The sequence below is a fragment of the Streptomyces sp. NPDC058985 genome, from assembly GCF_042740985.1.
GTDB lineage: Bacteria > Actinomycetota > Actinomycetes > Streptomycetales > Streptomycetaceae > Streptomyces.
Window position 1 is genome coordinate 101,483 of sequence record NZ_JBHYJX010000015.1, and the last position, 18,189, is coordinate 119,671.

Below are 18,189 nucleotides of genomic sequence, written 5' to 3' on the forward strand. Positions count from 1 at the left end.
CGTTGTCAGACCCTGCTGCGACACTCGCGACATGGCCGACCGGTGGGCACTCGCCGTGGCCGAGGACGGTGGCGTGGACGTCGCCCCCCTCGGCCCCGACGGGCTGCCCGCCGGACCGGTGCGGCGCGAGGCCGGCCCCGCCGAGGCGGTGCGGAGCAGGCCGGAGGTCGCGCGCTGGGTGTGGCGGTCCACCGCCGAGGTCGCTCCGCGCCTGCTCGCCACGGGGGTGCGAGTCGAGCGGTGCTACGACATGGAGGCGGCCGAGACCCTGCTCCTAGGCCACGAGGGGCGGTACGGGGAGCCGCGCTCGGCCGCGGCGGCCCTGGCCCGGCTGCGCGGCGGCCCCGTACCGGCCGATCCGCCGCAGCGCTCCGCCGAGCCGGGCGCGCAGTCCCCGCTGTTCGAACCGCAGGGGGTCCACCTGCCCCTGGACGACCTGCTCGCCGTCTACGCCGAGCAGCAGCGCCGGCACGAGCGGACCGCCCACCCCGACCGGATGCGGCTGCTGACCGCGGCCGAGTCGGCGGGCATGCTGGTGGCGGCCGAGATGAACCACGCGGGGCTCCCCTGGCGGGCCGACGTGCACCGCGAGATCCTCCACGACCTGCTCGGCGAGCGGTACACGGGCGGGGGCGAGCCGCGCCGCCTGGCCGAGCTGGCGGAGGAGGTGTCGGCGGCGTTCGGCCGCCGGGTGCGGCCCGACCTGCCCGCGGACGTGGTCAAGGCGTTCGGGCAGGCGGGCGTCAAGGTCGGCTCCACCCGCCGCTGGGAGCTGGAAACGCTCGACCACCCCGCCGTGAAGCCCTTGATCGAGTACAAGAAGCTGTACCGGATCTGGGTCGCGCACGGCTGGTCCTGGCTCCAGGACTGGGTGCGCGGGGGACGGTTCCGCCCCGAGTTCCTGGCCGGCGGCACCGTCACCGGACGCTGGGTGACCAACGGCGGGGGCGGGCTGCAGATCCCGAAGGTGATCCGGCGGGCCGTCGTCGCCGACCCCGGCTGGCGGCTGGTCGTCGCGGACGCCGACCAGATGGAGCCGCGCGTACTGGCGGCGATCTCCCGCGACCCCGGGCTGATGGAGGTGGCCGGGCGGGAGAGCGACCTCTACCAGTCGGTCTCCGACCGCGCCTTCTCCGGAGACCGCGAGCAGGCCAAACTCGCCGTGCTCGGCGCGGTGTACGGGCAGACCTCCGGCGACGGCCTGAAGAACCTCGCCGCGCTCCGACGCCGCTTCCCGAGGGCGGTGGCGTACGTGGACGACGCGGCCCGCGCGGGCGAGGAGGGGCGGCTCGTGCGGACCTGGCTCGGGCGCACCTGCCCGCCGGCGGCCGGCGCCGCCGACGGCGCCGAGGAGGCGGGCCTGCCGCAGGACGAGTCCACCGGCCCTCCGGACCGCCCGCACGAGTGGGTGCCGGGCTACGCCTCCACCGACGCCCGCGCGCGCGGCCGCTTCGCCCGCAACTTCGTCGTGCAGGGCAGCGCCGCCGACTGGGCCTTGCTGCTGCTCGCCGCGCTGCGGCGGCACTGCGCGGACATGGCGGCCGAGCTGGTCTTCTTCCAGCACGACGAGGTGATCGTGCACTGCCCCGAGGAGGAGGCCGACGCGGTCGTGGCGGCGATCCGGGAGTCCGCGGAGCTGGCGGGCCGGCTGACGTTCGGGGCCACGCCGGTGCGGTTCCCGTTCACCACGGCGGTGGTGGAGTGCTACGGGGACGCGAAGTGAGCGCCCGCCCCCCTCGCCGGCCTCCGTTCCCCACTCCTCCCCGGGGCCTCATCCCTTCGCAAGGGGCGGCAACCGTCCCGGACGACGCCAGGCTACGCACCACCGGCCACACACCACGAAAAAGCTCAGCTCAGACACTGTCTGAGCTGAGCTTGGGATGGAGCCGCCTTCGGGATTCGAACCCGAGACCTACGCATTACGAGTGCGTTGCTCTGGCCATCTGAGCTAAGGCGGCGTGTGCTGGGCACCATGGTGCGATCAGCGACGTCGGTAAGTCTACACAGTTTCCGGGGGTGCTTCGTACCCGCCCCGGAGGCCAGGATTCCGGGGCGGGTGGGGTGGGTGAGGCGGGTGTGGGGTCGCTACGAGCAGCGCTTGCCGTCCTCGGGGGCGGTGCCGCGGAGCAGGTACGTGTCGATCGCCGAGTCGATGCAGGTGCTGCCGCGGCCGTACGCGGTGTGGCCGTCGCCCTCGTAGGTGAGGAGGCGGCCGGAGGAGAGCTGGTCGGCCAGGGCCTCGGCCCAGCGGTAGGGGGTGGCCGGGTCGCGGGTGGTGCCGACCACGACGATCGGAGTGGCACCGGCGGCCTCGATGCGGTGGGGCTCGCCCGAGGCCTGCACCGGCCAGTACGTGCAGTTCAGGGAGGCCCAGGCCAGGCCCTCGCCGAAGACGGGGGACGCCTTCTCGAAGTCGGGGAGGGCGTCGCGGACCTCGTCGGGCGAGGAGAAGGCGGCGGGGAGGTCGAGGCAGTTCACGGCGGCGTTCGCGAACATCAGGTTGCTGTAGCCGCCGTCGGCCTCGCGCTCGTAGTAGCTGTCGGACAGGGCGAGCAGGCCGGCGCCGTCGTTCTCCTTCATCGCCGAGGTCAGCGACGTGCGCAGCCGCTGCCAGGCGCCCTCGTCGTACATCGCCGCGATCACGCCGGTGGTGGCCAGGGACTCGGTGAGCTTGCGGCCGTCGGCGTCGCCGGTGGGGATCGGCTTGGCGTCCAGGTCGTCGAAGAACGCCTTCAGGTTCTTGCCCACCTGGGTGGGGGTGGTGTTCTTGTCGCCGAGGGGGCAGTCGGCTCGGCGTACGCAGTCCTTCGCGAAGGACTGGAAGGCGGTCTCGAAGCCCGCCGTCTGTTCCAGGTTCAGCCGGCGGGCGGGCAGGGACGGGTCCATCGCGCCGTCCAGGACCAGGCGCCCGGCCCGGTCCGGGAAGAGTCCGGCGTACGTCGCACCGAGGAGCGTGCCGTACGAGGCTCCGACATAGGTCAGCCTGTCGTCGCCCAGCACCGCGCGCAGGATGTCCATGTCGCGGGCGGCCTCGACCGTCGAGACGTGGCGCAGCAGCTCCGGCGCGTCCGCCCCGCAGCCCTCGGCGAACTCCTTGAACGCGTCGACCAGTACGTCCGTCTCGTCCTGGTCGTCCGGGGTGACATCGGTCCGCGTGTACGCGTCCATCTCGCGGCCGTCCAGGCACTCGATGGGCTCGCTGCGGGCCACGCCACGCGGATCGACCGCCACCATGTCGTACTGGGCGCGGACCTTCTCCGGGTAGCCGATGCCCGCGTACTGCTGGAGGTAGCCGATGGCCGAGCCGCCCGGTCCGCCCGGGTTGACCAGGAGCGAGCCGAGGCGTTTGCCGGGGCCGGTGGCCTTCTTGCGGGCCACCGCGAGGCGGACGTCGCCCTCGGCCGGTTTCGCGTAGTCGAGGGGGGCCTTCATGGTGGCGCACTGGAAGCCGGGGACACCGCAGTCGCGCCAGCCGAGCTTTTGCGCGTAGTACGGCGACAGCTCGGCGGGCGTGGTCTTCGGCAGCGGGGCCAGGGACGCCGTCGCCGCCTCCGTCGCCCCTGCCGCCTGAGCCGCCGAACCGGCGGACGTCGACGCGCCCCCCGCCGAGCAGGCGGTGGCGAGCAGCGCGGCGGCGAGGAGCGTGGCTCGGATCCGGGTGCCGCCGATGCGGGTCCTGCGGTGAGTGCGCCTTGTGTGCATTCAGCGAGCGTAACTCTCCGCGACGACACTGATGCGGTGCGTGGTACGCGTGCCTCGTTCGTGTTACCCCGTCAAGCGGATGCGGCGCAGCGGATGCGGCGCCGGGACGGCAGCCGGGGTCAGCCCGCTCTGAGCGCCATCGTCATCGCCTCCACCGCCAGCAGCGGCGGCACATTGCGGTCCAGGGCGTCACCGCAGGCGGCGATCGCCTCGATGCGGCGGAGGGTCGCTTCGGGTGAGCTGCCGTGGGCCAGCCGGTCCAGGGCGTCCTGCGTGTCGGCGTTGGCGATCGCCACGCGGGAGCCGAGCTGGAGGGCGAGGACGTCGCGGTAGAAGGCGGTGAGGTCGGTCAGGGCGAGGTCGAGGCTGTTGCGTTGCGTGCGCGTTCTGCGGCGCTTCTGGTCGGCCTCCAGATCCTTGATCACGCCTGCCGTGCCGCGTGGCAGCCGGCCGCCCTGGGCCGCGCCCAGCGCCGCCTTCAGCTCCTCGGTCTCCTTGGCCTCGATCTCCTCGGCGAGCTGCTTGGCGTCCTCCGCCGCCGCGTCGACCAGTTCCTGGGCCGCCCGGAGGGCGCCGCCGACGTCCTCGACCCGCAGCGGCATCTTCAGCACGGCGGCCCGGCGCTCCCGGGCGGCCGGGTCGGTGGCCAGGCGGCGGGCGTGCTCGACGTGGCCCTGGGTGGCACGGGCCGCCGCTGCGGCGACGTCCGGTTCGATGCCCTCGCGGCGTACGAGCATGTCGGCGACGGCGTCCACCGACGGTGTGCGCAGATTCAGGTGGCGGCAGCGGGAGCGGATGGTGGGCAGGACGTCCTCGATGGACGGGGCGCACAGCATCCAGACGGTCCGCGGGGCGGGCTCCTCGACGGCCTTGAGGACGGCGTTGGCCGACTTCTCGTTCAGCCGTTCGGCGTCCTCGACGAGGATGATCTGCCAGCGGCCGTTCGCCGGTGAGGTGAACGACTTGCGGACCGTGTCCCGCATGTCCCGCACCAGGATCTCGGCGCCCACCGCGCTCACCGTGCTGACGTCCGCGTGGGTGCCGAGGAGCGCCGTGTGGCAGCCGTCGCAGAAGCCGCAGCCGGGGACGCCCCCGAGGGCGCGGTCGGGGCTCACGCACTGGAGCGCGGCGGCGAAGGCCCGCGCCGTCTGGGTGACTCCCGCGCCGGGCGGGCCGGTGAACAGCCAGGCGTGCGTCATGCTCGACGCCTCCGGCAGCGGGCCCGCCGCCGCGGCGGCGGTGACGAAGGCGTCGGCGTCCCGAGCAGCGGTGGTGAGCTGCTCGCTCACCTTCTCCTGCCCGACGAGGTCCTCCCACACGGTCATGGGTCACGCCGTCCTTCCGTCACGCTCCGCCGTCGCACCGCGCCGCACCTGTCCGCGTCGCACCGCCTTCCATTGTGCGGGGCGGCACTGACAACGAGGCCGGACATCGCGACCGGCGGCCCCGCGACCGGCGGGCCCGCGACCCGGTGCTCAGCGGCGCCCGCGGCCCTTGCCCCGGCGGCCACCGTCGCCACCCCGGCCGTCCCGGCCCCCGTCGCCCCGGCCGTCCTCGTCCTCGCGCGGCCCGAGCAGCTCGTCCGCCAGGGTCGGCAGGTCGTCGAGCGGCGTCTCCTCGGCCCAGTCGGAACGGCGCCGGCGGGGCGGCGCCTGGTCCGGGTCGATCTGCGGCAGTTCGCGCGTACGGTCCCGTGCCTCGGCCGCCCGGTCGCGGTCGGCGGCACCGTCGCCGGGGCCGTCCTCCCGGAAGTAGCCCGGCGGGACCCGGCCGGCGGGGTCGTCGTCGCGTACGGGCGGCAGCACCGCCGTCTCGTCCGCGGCGCCCGGCGTCACCGGGGGCAGGGCCGCCGTCTCGTCGACGTCCCGCGGCTCCACGGCCGGCAGTACCGCCGTCTCGTCCGCCGATCCGGCCGGCTCGGGCGGCTTGGGCAGCTGGGCCGTCACCTCGGACTCGGACTCCCGGGCCCTGGACGCCCCGGCTGCTCCGGACGCCCCGTCGGCCCGGGGGCCGTCCCCGGATCCGCCCTCGGTGTCGCCGTCCCGCGTGTCCCGCACCGGCCGCAGGACGGCCGTGTCCTCCACGGGGCCGCCGGAGGCGTTCGTCGGGGTCACCACCGGGGTCGGCACGGTCGCGGCGTCCGCGGGGGGCGCGGTCCGCTTGGGCCGGGGCGCGTCGGCGGCGGGCGGCGCCGACGCCTTCGGTCCCGCGGAGGCCGCGGCGGCCGCCGCCTCCGCCGCACGGCGCGCCTCCTCGGCCCGCAGCAGGGCCTCCTCGGCCTTGCGCTGCTTCTCCAGCCGCCGGGCCTCGGCCTCGGCGTGCAGCCGGGCCTCCTCCTCGGCCTGCCTGCGGCGGCGCTCCTCCTCGGCCCGCAGCCGCGCCTCCTCCTCGGCGCGTGCCTTCTCCTCGGCGAGGAGCCGTACCCGCTCCTCCTCGGCCTTCCGGCTCGCTTCCTCGGCCCGGAGCCGGGCCTCCTCCGCCTGCCGCTCGGCCTCGCGCCGCTGCGCCTCCTCCAGCTCGCGCCGCTTGCGCTCCTCCTCCTCGGCGCGCAGCCGCTCCAGCTGTTCGAGGCGCTCGCGCTCCAGGCGCTCCTCCTCGGCCTTGCGCGCGGCCTCTTCCTCGGCCTTGCGGCGGGCCTCCTCCTCGGCCTTGCGGCGCGCCTCCTCCCGGGCCTTGATCTCGGCCTCGGACAGCGGCAGCACCTGGTCGAGCCGGTGGCGTACGACGGTGCCGACGGCCTCGGGCTCCTGGCCCGCGTCGACGACGAGGTAGCGCCCGGGATCGGCGGCGGCGAGGGTGAGGAAACCGGAGCGCACACGCGCGTGGAACTCGGCGGGCTCCGACTCCAGCCGGTCCGGCGCCTCGGTGAACCGCTCGCGCGCGGTCTCCGGGGAGACGTCCAGCAGGACGGTCAGGTGCGGTACGAGCCCGTTGGTGGCCCAGCGGTTGATGCGGGCGATCTCGGTGGGCGACAGGTCGCGTCCGGCACCCTGGTAGGCCACCGAGGAGTCGATGTACCGGTCGGAGATGACCACGGCCCCGCGCTCCAGCGCGGGCCGCACCACGGTGTCGACGTGCTCCGCGCGGTCGGCGGCGTACAGCAGCGCCTCCGCGCGGTGCGACAGACCGGCGCTGGAGACGTCCAGCAGGATGGAGCGCAGGCGCTTGCCCACCGGGGTCGCCCCCGGCTCGCGCGTGAGCACGACTTCGTGCCCCTTGCCCCGGATCCACTCGGCGAGGGCCTCGGCCTGGGTGGACTTCCCGGCGCCGTCGCCGCCCTCCAGCGCGATGAAGAAGCCGCCCGTGGCGGGCGTCGGCACCGGGTCGTCGCCGCCGAGCAGCGCGTCCCGCAGGTCGTGCCGGAGCGGGACGCCGGACCGGTCGTCGACCTTGGCCAGCACCAGCGCGGCCACCGGCAGCAGCAGCGCGCCGACCAGCATCAGGACGAACGCGGCGCCGCCGTGCGCGAAGACGAACTTGCCGCTCTCCAGGCGGTGCGGGCCGATCGCCGCGGCGACCACGGGCGCGACGACCGCGCCGAGGGCCACGCAGACCCGGACGACCGCGTGCAGGTGCTCGGTCGTGCGGGCGCGGCGGCCGTCCTCGGTCTCCTGGTCGAGCAGCGCGTGCCCGGTGTTCGCGGCCACGCCCGCGCCGACACCGGCCAGCGCGAGGAGCAGCAGCACGGTGGTGTCGTCCGGGACGAGCCCGGCGGCCAGCAGGGCGACGCCGGCGAAGGCGATCGCCAGCGCGAGCAGGCGGCGTCGCGACAGGGAGGGCAGCAGGGCCGGGGCCGTACGGATGCCGACGACGACTCCGCCGGTCAGCGCGCCCACCATCAGCCCGTACAGCACGGGGCCGCCGCCCAGGTCCTTGGCGTGCAGCACCGCCACGGCGACCACGGCGGCCACGACGGCGGCGACCGCCGCGCAGGCGAAGACCAGCAGGGGCAGGACGCCGGTGCGGCCCTTGTCGACGCCGGTGCCGCTCTTGGGACGGCGCAGGCCCTCCAGGGGCGACCGCGCGCGCGGGGTGCGGACGCCGGGCAGCTCCAGGAAGGTCACCACGGACAGGGACGCGGCGAAGAGGCCGGCCGCGACGTACGAGGCGAGCGCCGCCTGGTGCTCGGCGAACCAGCCGATGCCGGCGCCCAGCAGGTTGTTCACCAGTGCCGCGACGACCAGTACGGCGGCGGCGACGGGGATCGCGACGAAGCCCGTGCGCAGCGACAGGCGGCGCAGCGTGTCCATGTGGTCGGGCAGCGGCCGTACGGTCGCGCCCTCCGGGGGCGGCGCCGGCAGCAGCGCGGGGGCCGCGCTCTCGCGGCAGACCGTCCAGAAGCGCTCGGCGACGCCGGTGACGAAGGCGGTCACCAGGAGGACGGCCAGGGCGTCGTCCGGCGTCCAGTCGATCCACAGGGGGGCGACGATCAGCAGGGCGGCCCGCAGCCCGTCGGCGCCGACCATGGTCCAGCGGCGGTCGAGCGGGCCGTCCTGCGAAGTGAGTGAGGTGAGGGGCCCGAGCAGGACGGCGCCGAAGAGCAGCGTCGCCAGGATGCGGACGCCGAAGACGGTCGCCACCGCGAACGCCACGCCCCGGTAGCCGCCGCCGAACGAGCCCGCGCCGATCGCCGCCTGGACGGCGAGGAGGACCAGCACCAGCAGGGCGAGGATGTCGCCGACACCCCCCACGAGCTGTGCGCTCCACAAACGCCGCAGCTGCGGCCGGCGCAGCAGGGCGCGGACGGCGCGCTCGCGGGAGTCCGCGACCAGGGCGTCGTCCGGGGCGGGGTGAGGGGCCGTTGGTTGCTCGGCTCGCGTCATGCGTTCAGCCTATCGGTCGCCGCCGACAGTCCGGCATGCCCGGCGGCACGTACGGACGCCCCGGCATCCGAATGATGCCGGGGCGTTCGTTTTGCGAAGGCGTTCCTGAGTCGGGCTCAGTCCTCCGACGTCCGCGAGGCGGTCGCCTTCTTGGTGGCCGTCTTCTTCGCGGTGCTCTTGGCGGCGGTGGTCTTCTTGGCGGCCGTGGTCTTCGCCGCGGCCGTCTTCTTGGTCGCCGCCGCCTTCTTGGCCGGAGCCTTCTTGGCGGCCGTCTTCTTGGTGGCCGTCTTCTTGGTGGTCTTCTTCGCCGTCTTCTTGGCGGGCCCCTTGGCGCGCTTCTCGGCGAGCAGCTCGTAGCCGCGCTCCGGCGTGATCTCCTCGACGCTGTCGCCGGAGCGCAGGGTCGCGTTGGTCTCGCCGTCGGTGACGTACGCGCCGAAGCGGCCGTCCTTGACCACGACCGGCTTCTCGCTGACCGGGTCGGTGCCCAGCTCCTTCAGCGGCGGCTTGGCCGCGGCCCGGCCGCGCTGCTTGGGCTGGGCGTAGATCGCCAGCGCCTCCTCCAGCGTGATCGTGAAGAGCTGCTCCTCGGCCTGGAGGGACCGCGAGTCGGTGCCCTTCTTCAGGTAGGGCCCGTAGCGGCCGTTCTGCGCGGTGATCTCGACGCCCTCGGCGTCGGTGCCGACGACGCGCGGCAGCGACATGAGCCTCAGGGCGTCGTCCAGGGTGACGGTGTCCAGCGCCATCGACTTGAACAGCGAGGCCGTCCGCGGCTTCACGGCGTTCTTGCCGGTCTTCGGGGTGCCCTCGGGGAGCACCTCGGTGACGTACGGGCCGTAGCGGCCGTCCTTGGCGACGATGGTGTGGCCGGTGGCCGGGTCGGTGCCCAGCTCGAAGTCGCCGCTCGGCTTGGCGAGCAGTTCCTCCGCCAGCTCGACGGACAGCTCGTCCGGGGCCATGTCGTCGGGGACGTCGGCGCGCTGGTGGTTCTCGGCATCCTTCTCGCCACGCTCGACGTAGGGGCCGTAGCGGCCCACGCGCAGCTTGATGTCGTTGCCGACGGGGAAGGAGGACACCTCACGGGCGTCGATCGCGCCGAGGTCGGTGACCAGTTCCTTGAGGCCGCCGAGGTGGTCGCCGTCGCCGTTGCCGGCCTCGGCCGCGCCGCCGGTCCCGGTGCCTTCACCGAAGTAGAAGCGCCGCAGCCACGGCACCGCCTGCGCCTCACCGCGCGCGATGGCGTCGAGGTCGTCCTCCATCTTGGCGGTGAAGTCGTAGTCGACGAGCCGCCCGAAGTGCTTCTCCAGGAGGTTGACCACGGCGAAGGAGAGGAAGGACGGGACGAGTGCCGTGCCCTTCTTGAAGACGTAGCCGCGGTCCAGGATGGTGCCGATGATCGACGCGTACGTCGACGGGCGGCCGATCTCGCGCTCTTCCAGCTCCTTGACCAGCGACGCCTCGGTGTAGCGGGCCGGGGGCTTGGTGGCGTGGCCGTCGACCGTGATCTCCTCGGCCGTCAGCACGTCGCCCTGGGCGACCTGCGGCAGGCGGCGCTCGCGGTCGTCCAGCTCGGCGTTCGGGTCGTCGGCACCCTCGACGTAGGCCTTGAGGAAGCCGTGGAAGGTGATGGTCTTGCCGGAGGCGCTGAACTCGACGTCGCGGCCGTCGGAGGCGGCGCCGCCGATCTTCACGGTGACGCTGTTGCCGGTCGCGTCCTTCATCTGGGAGGCGACGGTCCGCTTCCAGATCAGCTCGTAGAGCTTGAACTGGTCGCCGGTCAGCCCGGTCTCGGCGGGCGTGCGGAAACGATCACCCGACGGACGGATCGCCTCGTGCGCCTCCTGGGCGTTCTTGACCTTGCCGGCGTACGTCCGCGGTTGCGCGGGCAGGTAGTCGGCGCCGTACAGCTGCGTGACCTGGGCGCGGGCGGCGGAGACCGCCGTGTCGCTCAGGGTCGTCGAGTCCGTACGCATGTAGGTGATGTAGCCGTTCTCGTACAGCTTCTGGGCGATCTGCATGGTCGCCTTGGCGCCGAAGCCGAGCTTGCGGCTCGCCTCCTGCTGGAGCGTCGTCGTACGGAACGGGGCGTACGGCGAGCGGCGGTACGGCTTGGACTCGACCGAGCGGACGGCGAAGCGCGTGTTCTCCAGGGCGGCGGCGAGCGCGCGGGCGTTCGCCTCGTCGAGGTGGAGGGTGTTGGCGCCCTTGAGCTGTCCCAGGGAGTCGAAGTCGCGGCCCTGCGCGACACGCCGGCCGTCGACCGTCTGGAGGCGTGCGACCAGCGACGACGGGTCGGAGGCGTCGCCCGCGCGGCCGGTGGCGAAGGTGCCGGTGAGGTCCCAGTACTCGGCGGAGCGGAACGCGATGCGCTCGCGCTCCCGCTCGACGACGAGACGGGTGGCGACGGACTGGACGCGGCCCGCCGACAGCTTCGGCATGACCTTCTTCCACAGGACCGGCGAGACCTCGTAGCCGTACAGGCGGTCGAGGATGCGGCGGGTCTCCTGGGCGTCGACCAGCTTCTGGTTGAGCTGGCGCGGGTTGGCCACGGCGGCCCGGATCGCGTCCTTGGTGATCTCGTGGAACACCATGCGCTTGACGGGGATCTTCGGCTTGAGGACTTCCTGGAGGTGCCAGGCGATGGCCTCGCCCTCGCGGTCCTCATCGGTGGCGAGGAAGAGCTCGTCGGAGTCCTTCAGCAGGTCCTTGAGCTTCCTGACCTGTGCCTTCTTGTCGGCGTTGACCACATAGATCGGCTGGAAGTCGTGTTCGACGTCCACACCGAGGCGGCGGACCTCGCCGGTGTACTTCTCGGGCACCTCGGCGGCGCCGCTGGGAAGGTCGCGAATGTGCCCGACGCTCGCCTCGACGACGTAGCCAGGGCCGAGATAGCCCTTGATCGTCTTCGCCTTGGCAGGCGACTCGACGATGACGAGTCGGCGGCCGCCGTTCGCGGTCTCGCTGGTCGGGGACAACTTCGCTCTTCTCTCCGGTCGACGCTGGCCTCCCCGGGCCGTGGTCCCCGGGGTCGGGTCGTACTGCGTTTCGGTCGTGACGCTGCGGAGTGTGACGGTACCTCCCGCCCCCGTGTCAAACGGGAAAAGCCCGCAACGGCCACTCGAACGGTAACCCGACGAACCCGGTTCCTGCCGCCCGGAGTGGTCACCGGCCCCGATCCGGATATCCGGAGCGCGATCCCCCGATTACCCGGCGGAGGATGCGGAGGGGGGCCGGAACCGGCCTCTCAGACGTGCGTCAGGCACCAGGCCCCGAGGATCAGCGCGACCACGCCGGCGACGCTCGCGACGGTGGCCGATGCGACGGGGCTCACACCGTGCGCGACGGGCCGGCCGTGCCGCACCCGCGTCGTGGTCCACACCAGCAGACCCGCCCCGAACAGGGCGAACACCAGTCCCGCGAAGATCGCCGGCCCGCTCTCCATGGCCCCGTGCCCCTTTTCTCCAGCCCGCGCGTGTGCAGCATCGGGGACGCTGTCACGCGTGGGCGGCGGGCAGGCGAACCCGAGGTGAACGGGGGGCCGACGGGCGGCCGTCCACCGCGCGTGGCTCGTTCTTCCCGTTCGGCGAGGGAGGCCGGGGGCCGGTGAGGCATGTCTCTACGAGACAGCCCGCGCGCGGCATGTCTCTACGCCGGTCTCTACGCCGGTTCGAGGAAGCCCTGCTCCACCAGCAGCCGGATCTGGGCGGGCGTGCGGTCGCGCAGCGCCACCGGGTCCTCGCCGACCAGCTGGGCGATGGCGTCCAGGATGCGGCCCGCGCTCATGGTGCCGTCGCAGACGCCGGCGAAACCGGCGCCGACCGTGTCGACCCGGGTGGCCCGGCGCATGCCGCGGTTCTGGCGCAGGACGACGTGCTCCGGGTCCTCGGCGCCGGGCAGCCCGACCTGCTCCTGGACGACCTCGCCGGCCAGCGTGAAGTGCGCTTCGAGCAGGGCGGCGTCGTCGTGGGCGCGGAGGTAGTCGACGCGGTCGAAGTGCGCGCGCACCGTCTCGCCGAGCGGCTGCTCGACCGGGTGCGGCCACTCCTCGGCGACGACCGAGGGCTCGGCGGCCCCGGTCCGGCGCAGCGTGATCCAGCCGAAGCCGACGGCCCTGACCTTGCGCGCCTCGAACTCGTCCAGCCACGCGTCGTATCGCGCCTGGTACTCGGCCGCGTCACCGCGGTGGTCGCCCGCGTCCCTGAGCCACAGCTCGGCGTACTGCGTGATGTCCTGCACCTCGCGCTGCACGATCCAGGCGTCGCAGCCGCGCGGCACCCAGGAGCGCAGCCGGTCCGTCCACTCCTCCCCTTCCACGTGCTGCCAGTTGGCGAGGAAGTGCGCGAACCCGCCCGGGTTCAGCCGCTCCCCCGTCTCCTGAACGAGCCGGCGGCACAGATCGTCCCCGCCCATGCCGCCGTCGCGGTAGGTGAGGCGGGCGCCGGGCGAGATCACGAAGGGCGGGTTGGAGACGATCAGGTCGTACGTCGCGTCCTCGTCGACCGGCTCGTACAGCGAGCCCTCGCGCAGCTCGGCGGCCGGAGCCCCGGACAGGGCGAGCGTGAGCGCGGTGATGTGCAGCGCGCGCGGGTTGACGTCGGTCGCGGTCACGCGCGTGGCGTGCGCGGCGGCGTGCAGCGCCTGGATGCCCGAGCCGGTGCCGAGGTCGAGGGCGGCGGAGACGGGCGTGCGCACGGTGAGGCCCGCGAGGGTCATGGAGGCGCCGCCGACGCCGAGGACGACGCCCTGGGCGTGGTTGCCGATGCCTCCGGCGCCGCCGACCGCGCAGCCCAGGTCGGAGACGATGAACCAGTCCTCGCCACCGGGTCCGCCGTAGGGCCGTACGTCCACGGTGGCCGCCACCTCGTCGTCCGCCCGGACCAGCCAGCCGGTCTCCAGGCAGGCGTCGACGGGCAGAACGTCCGTCACGCGCGCGTGGGGCACGGGTTGCTGGAGCAGGAACAGCCGGACGAGCAGTTCGAGCGGCGTGTCGCCGCGGGTGGCCCGGAGCGCGGGCACGGTCTCGCTGCGCGACAGCGCCGCGTAGGCGGGGGCGCCGAGCAGCTCCAGCAGGCCGTCGGCGGTGAAGGAGGCCCCGAGCAGGGCGTCCCGCAGCCGGGCGGTGACGTCGGGGCGGTCGGCGGAGGGCAGGGGGGACAGGCTGGCGTTACTCACACCACCCATTGTGGCCCCGCTCCCCGCCCTCCGCGCCGTGTCCGCCCGGGGAGATCAGCCCGCCGCGGCCGACGGCGTGACGGAGGCCGCCTTGCAACTCTCCTGCTTCGCCATCGCCTGGCCGACCTCACCCTCCTCCAGGGTCTTCAGCGCGTCGCTGCCGCTCTTGCTGAGCTTGTTCAGCTCGGTGGCGATGTCCTTGAGGCCGTCGGCGAACTTCGCCTGGTCCTCGGTGTCGAGGTCCTCCACCTGCTTCCTGAGGGAGGCGTACGACGTGGAGAGGCCGTTCAGCTCGGTGACCGCGTCCTTCTGCTTCTTCTCGCCGTCCTCGACGTCCGGAGCGCCGGCCTTCTGGACGGTGGTACCCATCGCCTTGTAGGCGTCGGACATGTCCTGGAACGCCTTCGCGTCGGTCTTCTGGACCTCCGCCGGAGTGCTGTTGTCCGAGGTCTCCTTCTGGATCGCCGCGTTGGCCGCCTCGATCTTCTTGGCCTGCGGCTGCACGCCGTCGCAGACGTCCTTCGCCCAGGAGTTCAGCTTCTCGTTGTCGTCGCTGCCACCGCATCCCGTCAGCGCCAGTGCCAGTACCGCACCGCCGGACAGTGCGACCGCGAGCTTCTTGTTCACCGGTTTGGTCCCTTCCATGGCTCTCGGCCCCGGAACATACACGCCGGATGGGGGACATCCACCGGACGAACATCCGTTAAGACCGTATTGAAGCCATTTGCACCAAGAGAGAGAAGGGTCACGGCGAAGGGAGCGCACAGGCACGGGCCGGGCGGACGCAGCGCCAACACGCGCCGTCCGCCCGGCCCTTGAGCTGCACCTCCTACGAGGCCACCGCGACGCCCGCTACGAAACCACCGCCGGATCGGCCGACTTGGGCTCGTGGCCGGCGTTGTCTTCGTCACCCATGGCGATCCCGCGCCGTTTGGACACGTAGACCGCCCCCGCGATGACGAGGAACGCGAGGACCGCGATCGCCACCCGCACGCCGATGCTCTCGTCGGCACCGTAGGAGAACTTGATGACGGCGGGCGCGATGAGCAGTGCCACCAGGTTCATGACCTTCAGCAGCGGGTTGATGGCCGGTCCCGCGGTGTCCTTGAACGGGTCGCCGACCGTGTCGCCGATCACGGTGGCGGCGTGGGCCTCGCTGCCCTTGCCGCCGTGGTGGCCGTCCTCGACGAGCTTCTTGGCGTTGTCCCAGGAGCCGCCGGAGTTGGCGAGGAAGACCGCCATCAGCGTGCCCGCGCCGATGGCGCCCGCGAGGAACGCGCCGAGCGCGCCCACGCCGAGCGTGAACCCGATGAAGATCGGCGCCAGCACGGCGAGCAGTCCGGGCGTGGCGAGTTCCCGCAGGGCGTCCCTGGTGCAGATGTCGACGACCTTGCCGTACTGCGGTTTCTCGCTGTAGTCCATGATTCCGGGCCGCTCCCGGAACTGCCGCCGCACCTCGTGGACCACCGCGCCCGCCGACCGCGACACCGCGTTGATCGCCAGCCCCGAGAAGAGGAAGACGACCGCCGCGCCCGCGATGAGCCCGACCAGGTTGTTGGGCTGCGAGATGTCCATCATCAGACTCATCGGCGCGCCCTCGCCGCTGAGTTTCTCGCCCACGTCCGCCGCGCCGGTGGTGATGGCGTCGCGGTACGACCCGAACAGGGCCGCCGCCGCGAGGACCGCGGTGGCGATGGCGATGCCCTTGGTGATGGCCTTCGTGGTGTTGCCGACGGCGTCCAGGTCGGTGAGCACCTGGGCACCGGCGCCCTCGACGTCGCCGGACATCTCGGCAATGCCCTGCGCGTTGTCGGAGACCGGGCCGAAGGTGTCCATGGCGACGATCACACCGACCGTGGTGAGCAGGCCGGTGCCGGCCAGCGCCACCGCGAACAGCGCCAGCATGATCGAGGCGCCGCCGAGCAGGAAGGCCCCGTAGACGCCGAGGCCGATCAACAGGGCGGTGTAGACGGCGGATTCGAGACCGAGGGAGATACCGGCGAGGACGACGGTGGCGGGACCGGTGAGCGAGGTCTTGCCGATGTCCTTGACGGGGCGCCTGGTGGTCTCGGTGAAGTAGCCGGTGAGCTGCTGGATCAGGGCGGCGAGCACGATGCCGATGGCCACCGCGACCAGCGCGAGGATCCGCGGGTCGCCGCTCTTGCCCGCGATCGCCGCGTCGGTGACGCCGTCCAGCTCCGAGTACTTCCCGGGCAGGTAGACGAAGACGGCCACCGCGACCAGGACGAGCGAGATCACCGCGGAGATGAAGAAGCCCCGGTTGATCGCGCTCATGCCGCTGCGGTCGGAGCGCCGGGGCGCCACCGCGAAGATGCCGATCATGGCGGTGACCACACCGATCGCCGGCACCAGCAGCGGGAACGCCAGCCCGGAGTCGCCGAAGGCCACCTTGCCGAGGATCAGTGCGGCCACCAGGGTGACGGCGTAGGACTCGAAGAGGTCGGCGGCCATGCCCGCGCAGTCGCCGACGTTGTCGCCCACGTTGTCGGCGATGGTCGCGGCATTGCGCGGATCGTCCTCCGGAATGCCCTGTTCGACCTTGCCGACCAGGTCGGCGCCGACGTCGGCGGCCTTGGTGAAGATGCCGCCGCCGACCCGCATGAACATCGCGATCAGCGCGGCACCGAGCCCGAAGCCCTCCAGGACCTTCGGCGCGTCGGCCGCGTACACCAGCACCACGCAGCAGGCGCCCAGCAGGCCGAGCCCCACCGTGAACATGCCGACCACGCCGCCCGTGCGAAATGCGATCTTCGTCGCCTTGTGCGAGACGAGGGTGAGATCTTTTTCCGGTTCGCCCGGGGCCGGGGTCGCTTCCCGCGCCGCCGCGGCGACCCGCACATTGCTGCGTACGGCGAGCCACATGCCGATATAGCCGGTGGCCGCCGAGAACGCCGCGCCGATCAGGAAGAAGATCGATCTCCCGGCTCGTTGATTCCAGTCGTCCGCGGGCAGCAGCATGAGCAGAAAGAACACGACGACGGCGAATACGCCGAGCGTGCGCAGCTGCCTGGCCAGATAGGCGTTCGCGCCTTCCTGGACGGCCGCCGCGATCTCTTTCATGCTCTCGGTGCCCTCGTCCGCCGCGAGCACCTGGCGCACCAGGATGCCCGCGAGCACCAGGGCGGCCAGTGCGACGACGGCGATGACCGCGATCAGGACACGGTTTCCGTCGGTGAGCACGGCGGCCGCGAGGGTCGAGGGGTCGCCCAACTGATGAGGGGTGGAAAGCTCCGCCATTCGTCCTCCTTGACGCTTGGGCTGAGCTCAAGATGTGGACGGGATTGTAGGTACCGGAAGCTGATCAAAACAGTGCACGACAAAAGGAAATGACCTGTCAACCACACGGAGCGGGGAAGTAGTAATGCCCTTCCCGCATTAACGTCTCGGTTTCCTGCTGCGATCCATTTGTGATCAATTCACCGCGCCATTGATCGTGAATGAATTCACTTGGCGCCCGCACGGCACCACTGTAGATCCGCACATGACGAAGGGCCCTACGAGGTAGGGCCCTTCGGGTGACACGGGTGATACGGGTGGTGAGGCGGGAGCGGTCAGACCGGCGGCAGCACCGCCGGCGCGGTCGGCCAGGTCATGCGGATCAGTCCGCCGTCCTCGCCGGCCTTGACCTCCACGTCGTCGACGAGTCCGCTGATGACCGCGAGGCCCATCTCGTCCTCTTCGGCCTCCGGTTCGTCGGCCCCGGAGCCCGGGGTCCGGTCACCGGGTACCGCGTGCGGCGCCTCGTCACCGACCTCGATGGAGAACTGCTTCTCCTCCTCGATCAGCGACACCTTGACCGGCGCCGTGATGCCGACGTGCTGATGCAGGCCCACAGCCCGCGTGCATGCCTCGCCGACGGCGAGCCTGACCTCGTCGAGGACGGCCTCGTCCACTCCGGCCCTGCGTGCCACCGCGGCCGCCACCAGACGGGCGGTACGGACATGCTCGGGCAGCGCGCTGAAGCGGAGTTCAACGGTGGCCATGCATCCCCCTCGGAACTACGGGCGTGCTTTCGAGGGTCCGGGCCGGCGACGGCCCGGACCCCCCTCGTTCTCTCACCCTCCCGGGCCCGCGGGCCCGGGACCGGTCGTCAGTCGGTGGCCGCCACCGCTTCCTCGACCGAGGTGTGAATGGGGAACACCTTGGTGAGGCCGGTGATACGGAAGATCTTGAGAATGCGCTCCTGGTTGCAGACCAGGCGCAGCGAGCCCTCATGGGCGCGCACCCGCTTCAGTCCGCCGACCAGCACGCCGAGCCCCGTGGAGTCGAGGAAGTCCACGCCCTCCATGTCGACGACGAGGTGGAAACTCCCGTCGTTCACGAGCTCGACCAGCTGCTCACGCAGCTTGGGCGCGGTGTATACGTCAATTTCGCCACCGACCTCGACGACCGTACGATCGCCGACGGTACGGGTCGACAGGGACAGGTCCACGGATCCTCCAGCACCTTGCTATCGAGCGGTCGTCCATCG

General features: G+C 72.5%; 11 protein-coding genes and 1 tRNA gene. 1 reads left to right on the forward strand and 11 read right to left on the reverse strand.

Annotated features, from left to right (window positions below; all coding sequences use genetic code 11):
- The first annotated feature begins 31 nt into the window (after window positions 1–31).
- Window positions 32–1,723, forward strand: a complete 1,692-nt coding sequence (locus tag ACFW01_RS16305) for a bifunctional 3'-5' exonuclease/DNA polymerase (RefSeq protein ID WP_384504143.1) — start codon at window positions 32–34, stop codon at window positions 1,721–1,723.
- A 158-nt stretch (window positions 1,724–1,881) separates the two neighbouring features.
- Here the strand turns inward: ACFW01_RS16305 and ACFW01_RS16310 are convergent.
- The 11 genes from ACFW01_RS16310 to bldG all read right to left on the reverse strand — a co-directional run bounded on the left by ACFW01_RS16310 (window position 1,882) and on the right by bldG (window position 18,150).
- Window positions 1,882–1,958, reverse strand: a tRNA-Thr gene (locus ACFW01_RS16310).
- A 127-nt stretch (window positions 1,959–2,085) separates the two neighbouring features.
- The gene (locus tag ACFW01_RS16315; RefSeq protein ID WP_384504145.1) at window positions 2,086–3,702 is read right to left on the reverse strand and encodes an alpha/beta hydrolase; all 1,617 of its coding nucleotides are present in this window, start codon (window positions 3,700–3,702) and stop codon (window positions 2,086–2,088) included.
- A gap of 119 nt (window positions 3,703–3,821) precedes the next feature.
- Complete coding sequence (locus ACFW01_RS16320; protein WP_234959449.1) at window positions 3,822–5,027, reverse strand: DNA polymerase III subunit delta'; 1,206 nt, start codon at window positions 5,025–5,027, stop codon at window positions 3,822–3,824.
- A 150-nt stretch (window positions 5,028–5,177) separates the two neighbouring features.
- A complete protein-coding gene (gene tmk / locus ACFW01_RS16325; RefSeq protein ID WP_384504147.1) occupies window positions 5,178–8,525 on the reverse strand; it encodes a dTMP kinase in 3,348 nt (1,115 codons plus the stop codon).
- A 116-nt stretch (window positions 8,526–8,641) separates the two neighbouring features.
- The gene (gene topA / locus ACFW01_RS16330; RefSeq protein ID WP_234959447.1) at window positions 8,642–11,500 is read right to left on the reverse strand and encodes a type I DNA topoisomerase; all 2,859 of its coding nucleotides are present in this window, start codon (window positions 11,498–11,500) and stop codon (window positions 8,642–8,644) included.
- A gap of 269 nt (window positions 11,501–11,769) precedes the next feature.
- On the reverse strand, window positions 11,770–11,967 hold the full coding sequence (locus ACFW01_RS16335; protein ID WP_234959446.1) for a hypothetical protein: 198 nt from the start codon (window positions 11,965–11,967) through the stop codon (window positions 11,770–11,772).
- 215 nt (window positions 11,968–12,182) lie between these two features.
- The gene (locus tag ACFW01_RS16340) at window positions 12,183–13,706 is read right to left on the reverse strand and encodes a methyltransferase (protein ID WP_384504149.1); all 1,524 of its coding nucleotides are present in this window, start codon (window positions 13,704–13,706) and stop codon (window positions 12,183–12,185) included.
- A 45-nt stretch (window positions 13,707–13,751) separates the two neighbouring features.
- Window positions 13,752–14,342 (reverse strand): small secreted protein, encoded by a 591-nt coding sequence (locus tag ACFW01_RS16345; protein ID WP_234959444.1) that lies wholly within the window; start codon window positions 14,340–14,342, stop codon window positions 13,752–13,754.
- Window positions 14,343–14,549: 207 nt separating this feature from the next.
- Window positions 14,550–16,955, reverse strand: a complete 2,406-nt coding sequence (locus tag ACFW01_RS16350) for a sodium-translocating pyrophosphatase (protein ID WP_234959443.1) — start codon at window positions 16,953–16,955, stop codon at window positions 14,550–14,552.
- A gap of 314 nt (window positions 16,956–17,269) precedes the next feature.
- Window positions 17,270–17,701, reverse strand: a complete 432-nt coding sequence (locus tag ACFW01_RS16355; protein ID WP_125490188.1) for an ATP-binding protein — start codon at window positions 17,699–17,701, stop codon at window positions 17,270–17,272.
- A gap of 107 nt (window positions 17,702–17,808) precedes the next feature.
- Complete coding sequence (bldG, locus tag ACFW01_RS16360) at window positions 17,809–18,150, reverse strand: anti-sigma factor antagonist BldG (RefSeq protein ID WP_003975386.1); 342 nt, start codon at window positions 18,148–18,150, stop codon at window positions 17,809–17,811.
- Between the last annotated feature and the right edge of the window lie 39 nt (window positions 18,151–18,189).

Excerpts from the sequence above, each read along its gene's own strand:
- ACFW01_RS16340 (WP_384504149.1), bottom strand. The coding sequence starts at position 13,706 with ATGGGTGGTGTGAGTAACGCCAGCCTGTCCCCCCTGCCCTCCGCCGAC.
- ACFW01_RS16315 (WP_384504145.1), bottom strand. The coding sequence starts at position 3,702 with ATGCACACAAGGCGCACTCACCGCAGGACCCGCATCGGCGGCACCCGG.
- ACFW01_RS16350 (WP_234959443.1), bottom strand. The coding sequence starts at position 16,955 with ATGGCGGAGCTTTCCACCCCTCATCAGTTGGGCGACCCCTCGACCCTC.
- ACFW01_RS16335 (WP_234959446.1), bottom strand. The coding sequence starts at position 11,967 with ATGGAGAGCGGGCCGGCGATCTTCGCGGGACTGGTGTTCGCCCTGTTC.
- tmk (WP_384504147.1), bottom strand. The coding sequence starts at position 8,525 with ATGACGCGAGCCGAGCAACCAACGGCCCCTCACCCCGCCCCGGACGAC.
- ACFW01_RS16320 (WP_234959449.1), bottom strand. The coding sequence starts at position 5,027 with ATGACCGTGTGGGAGGACCTCGTCGGGCAGGAGAAGGTGAGCGAGCAG.
- ACFW01_RS16355 (WP_125490188.1), bottom strand. The coding sequence starts at position 17,701 with ATGGCCACCGTTGAACTCCGCTTCAGCGCGCTGCCCGAGCATGTCCGT.
- ACFW01_RS16305 (WP_384504143.1), top strand. The coding sequence starts at position 32 with ATGGCCGACCGGTGGGCACTCGCCGTGGCCGAGGACGGTGGCGTGGAC.
- ACFW01_RS16345 (WP_234959444.1), bottom strand. The coding sequence starts at position 14,342 with ATGGAAGGGACCAAACCGGTGAACAAGAAGCTCGCGGTCGCACTGTCC.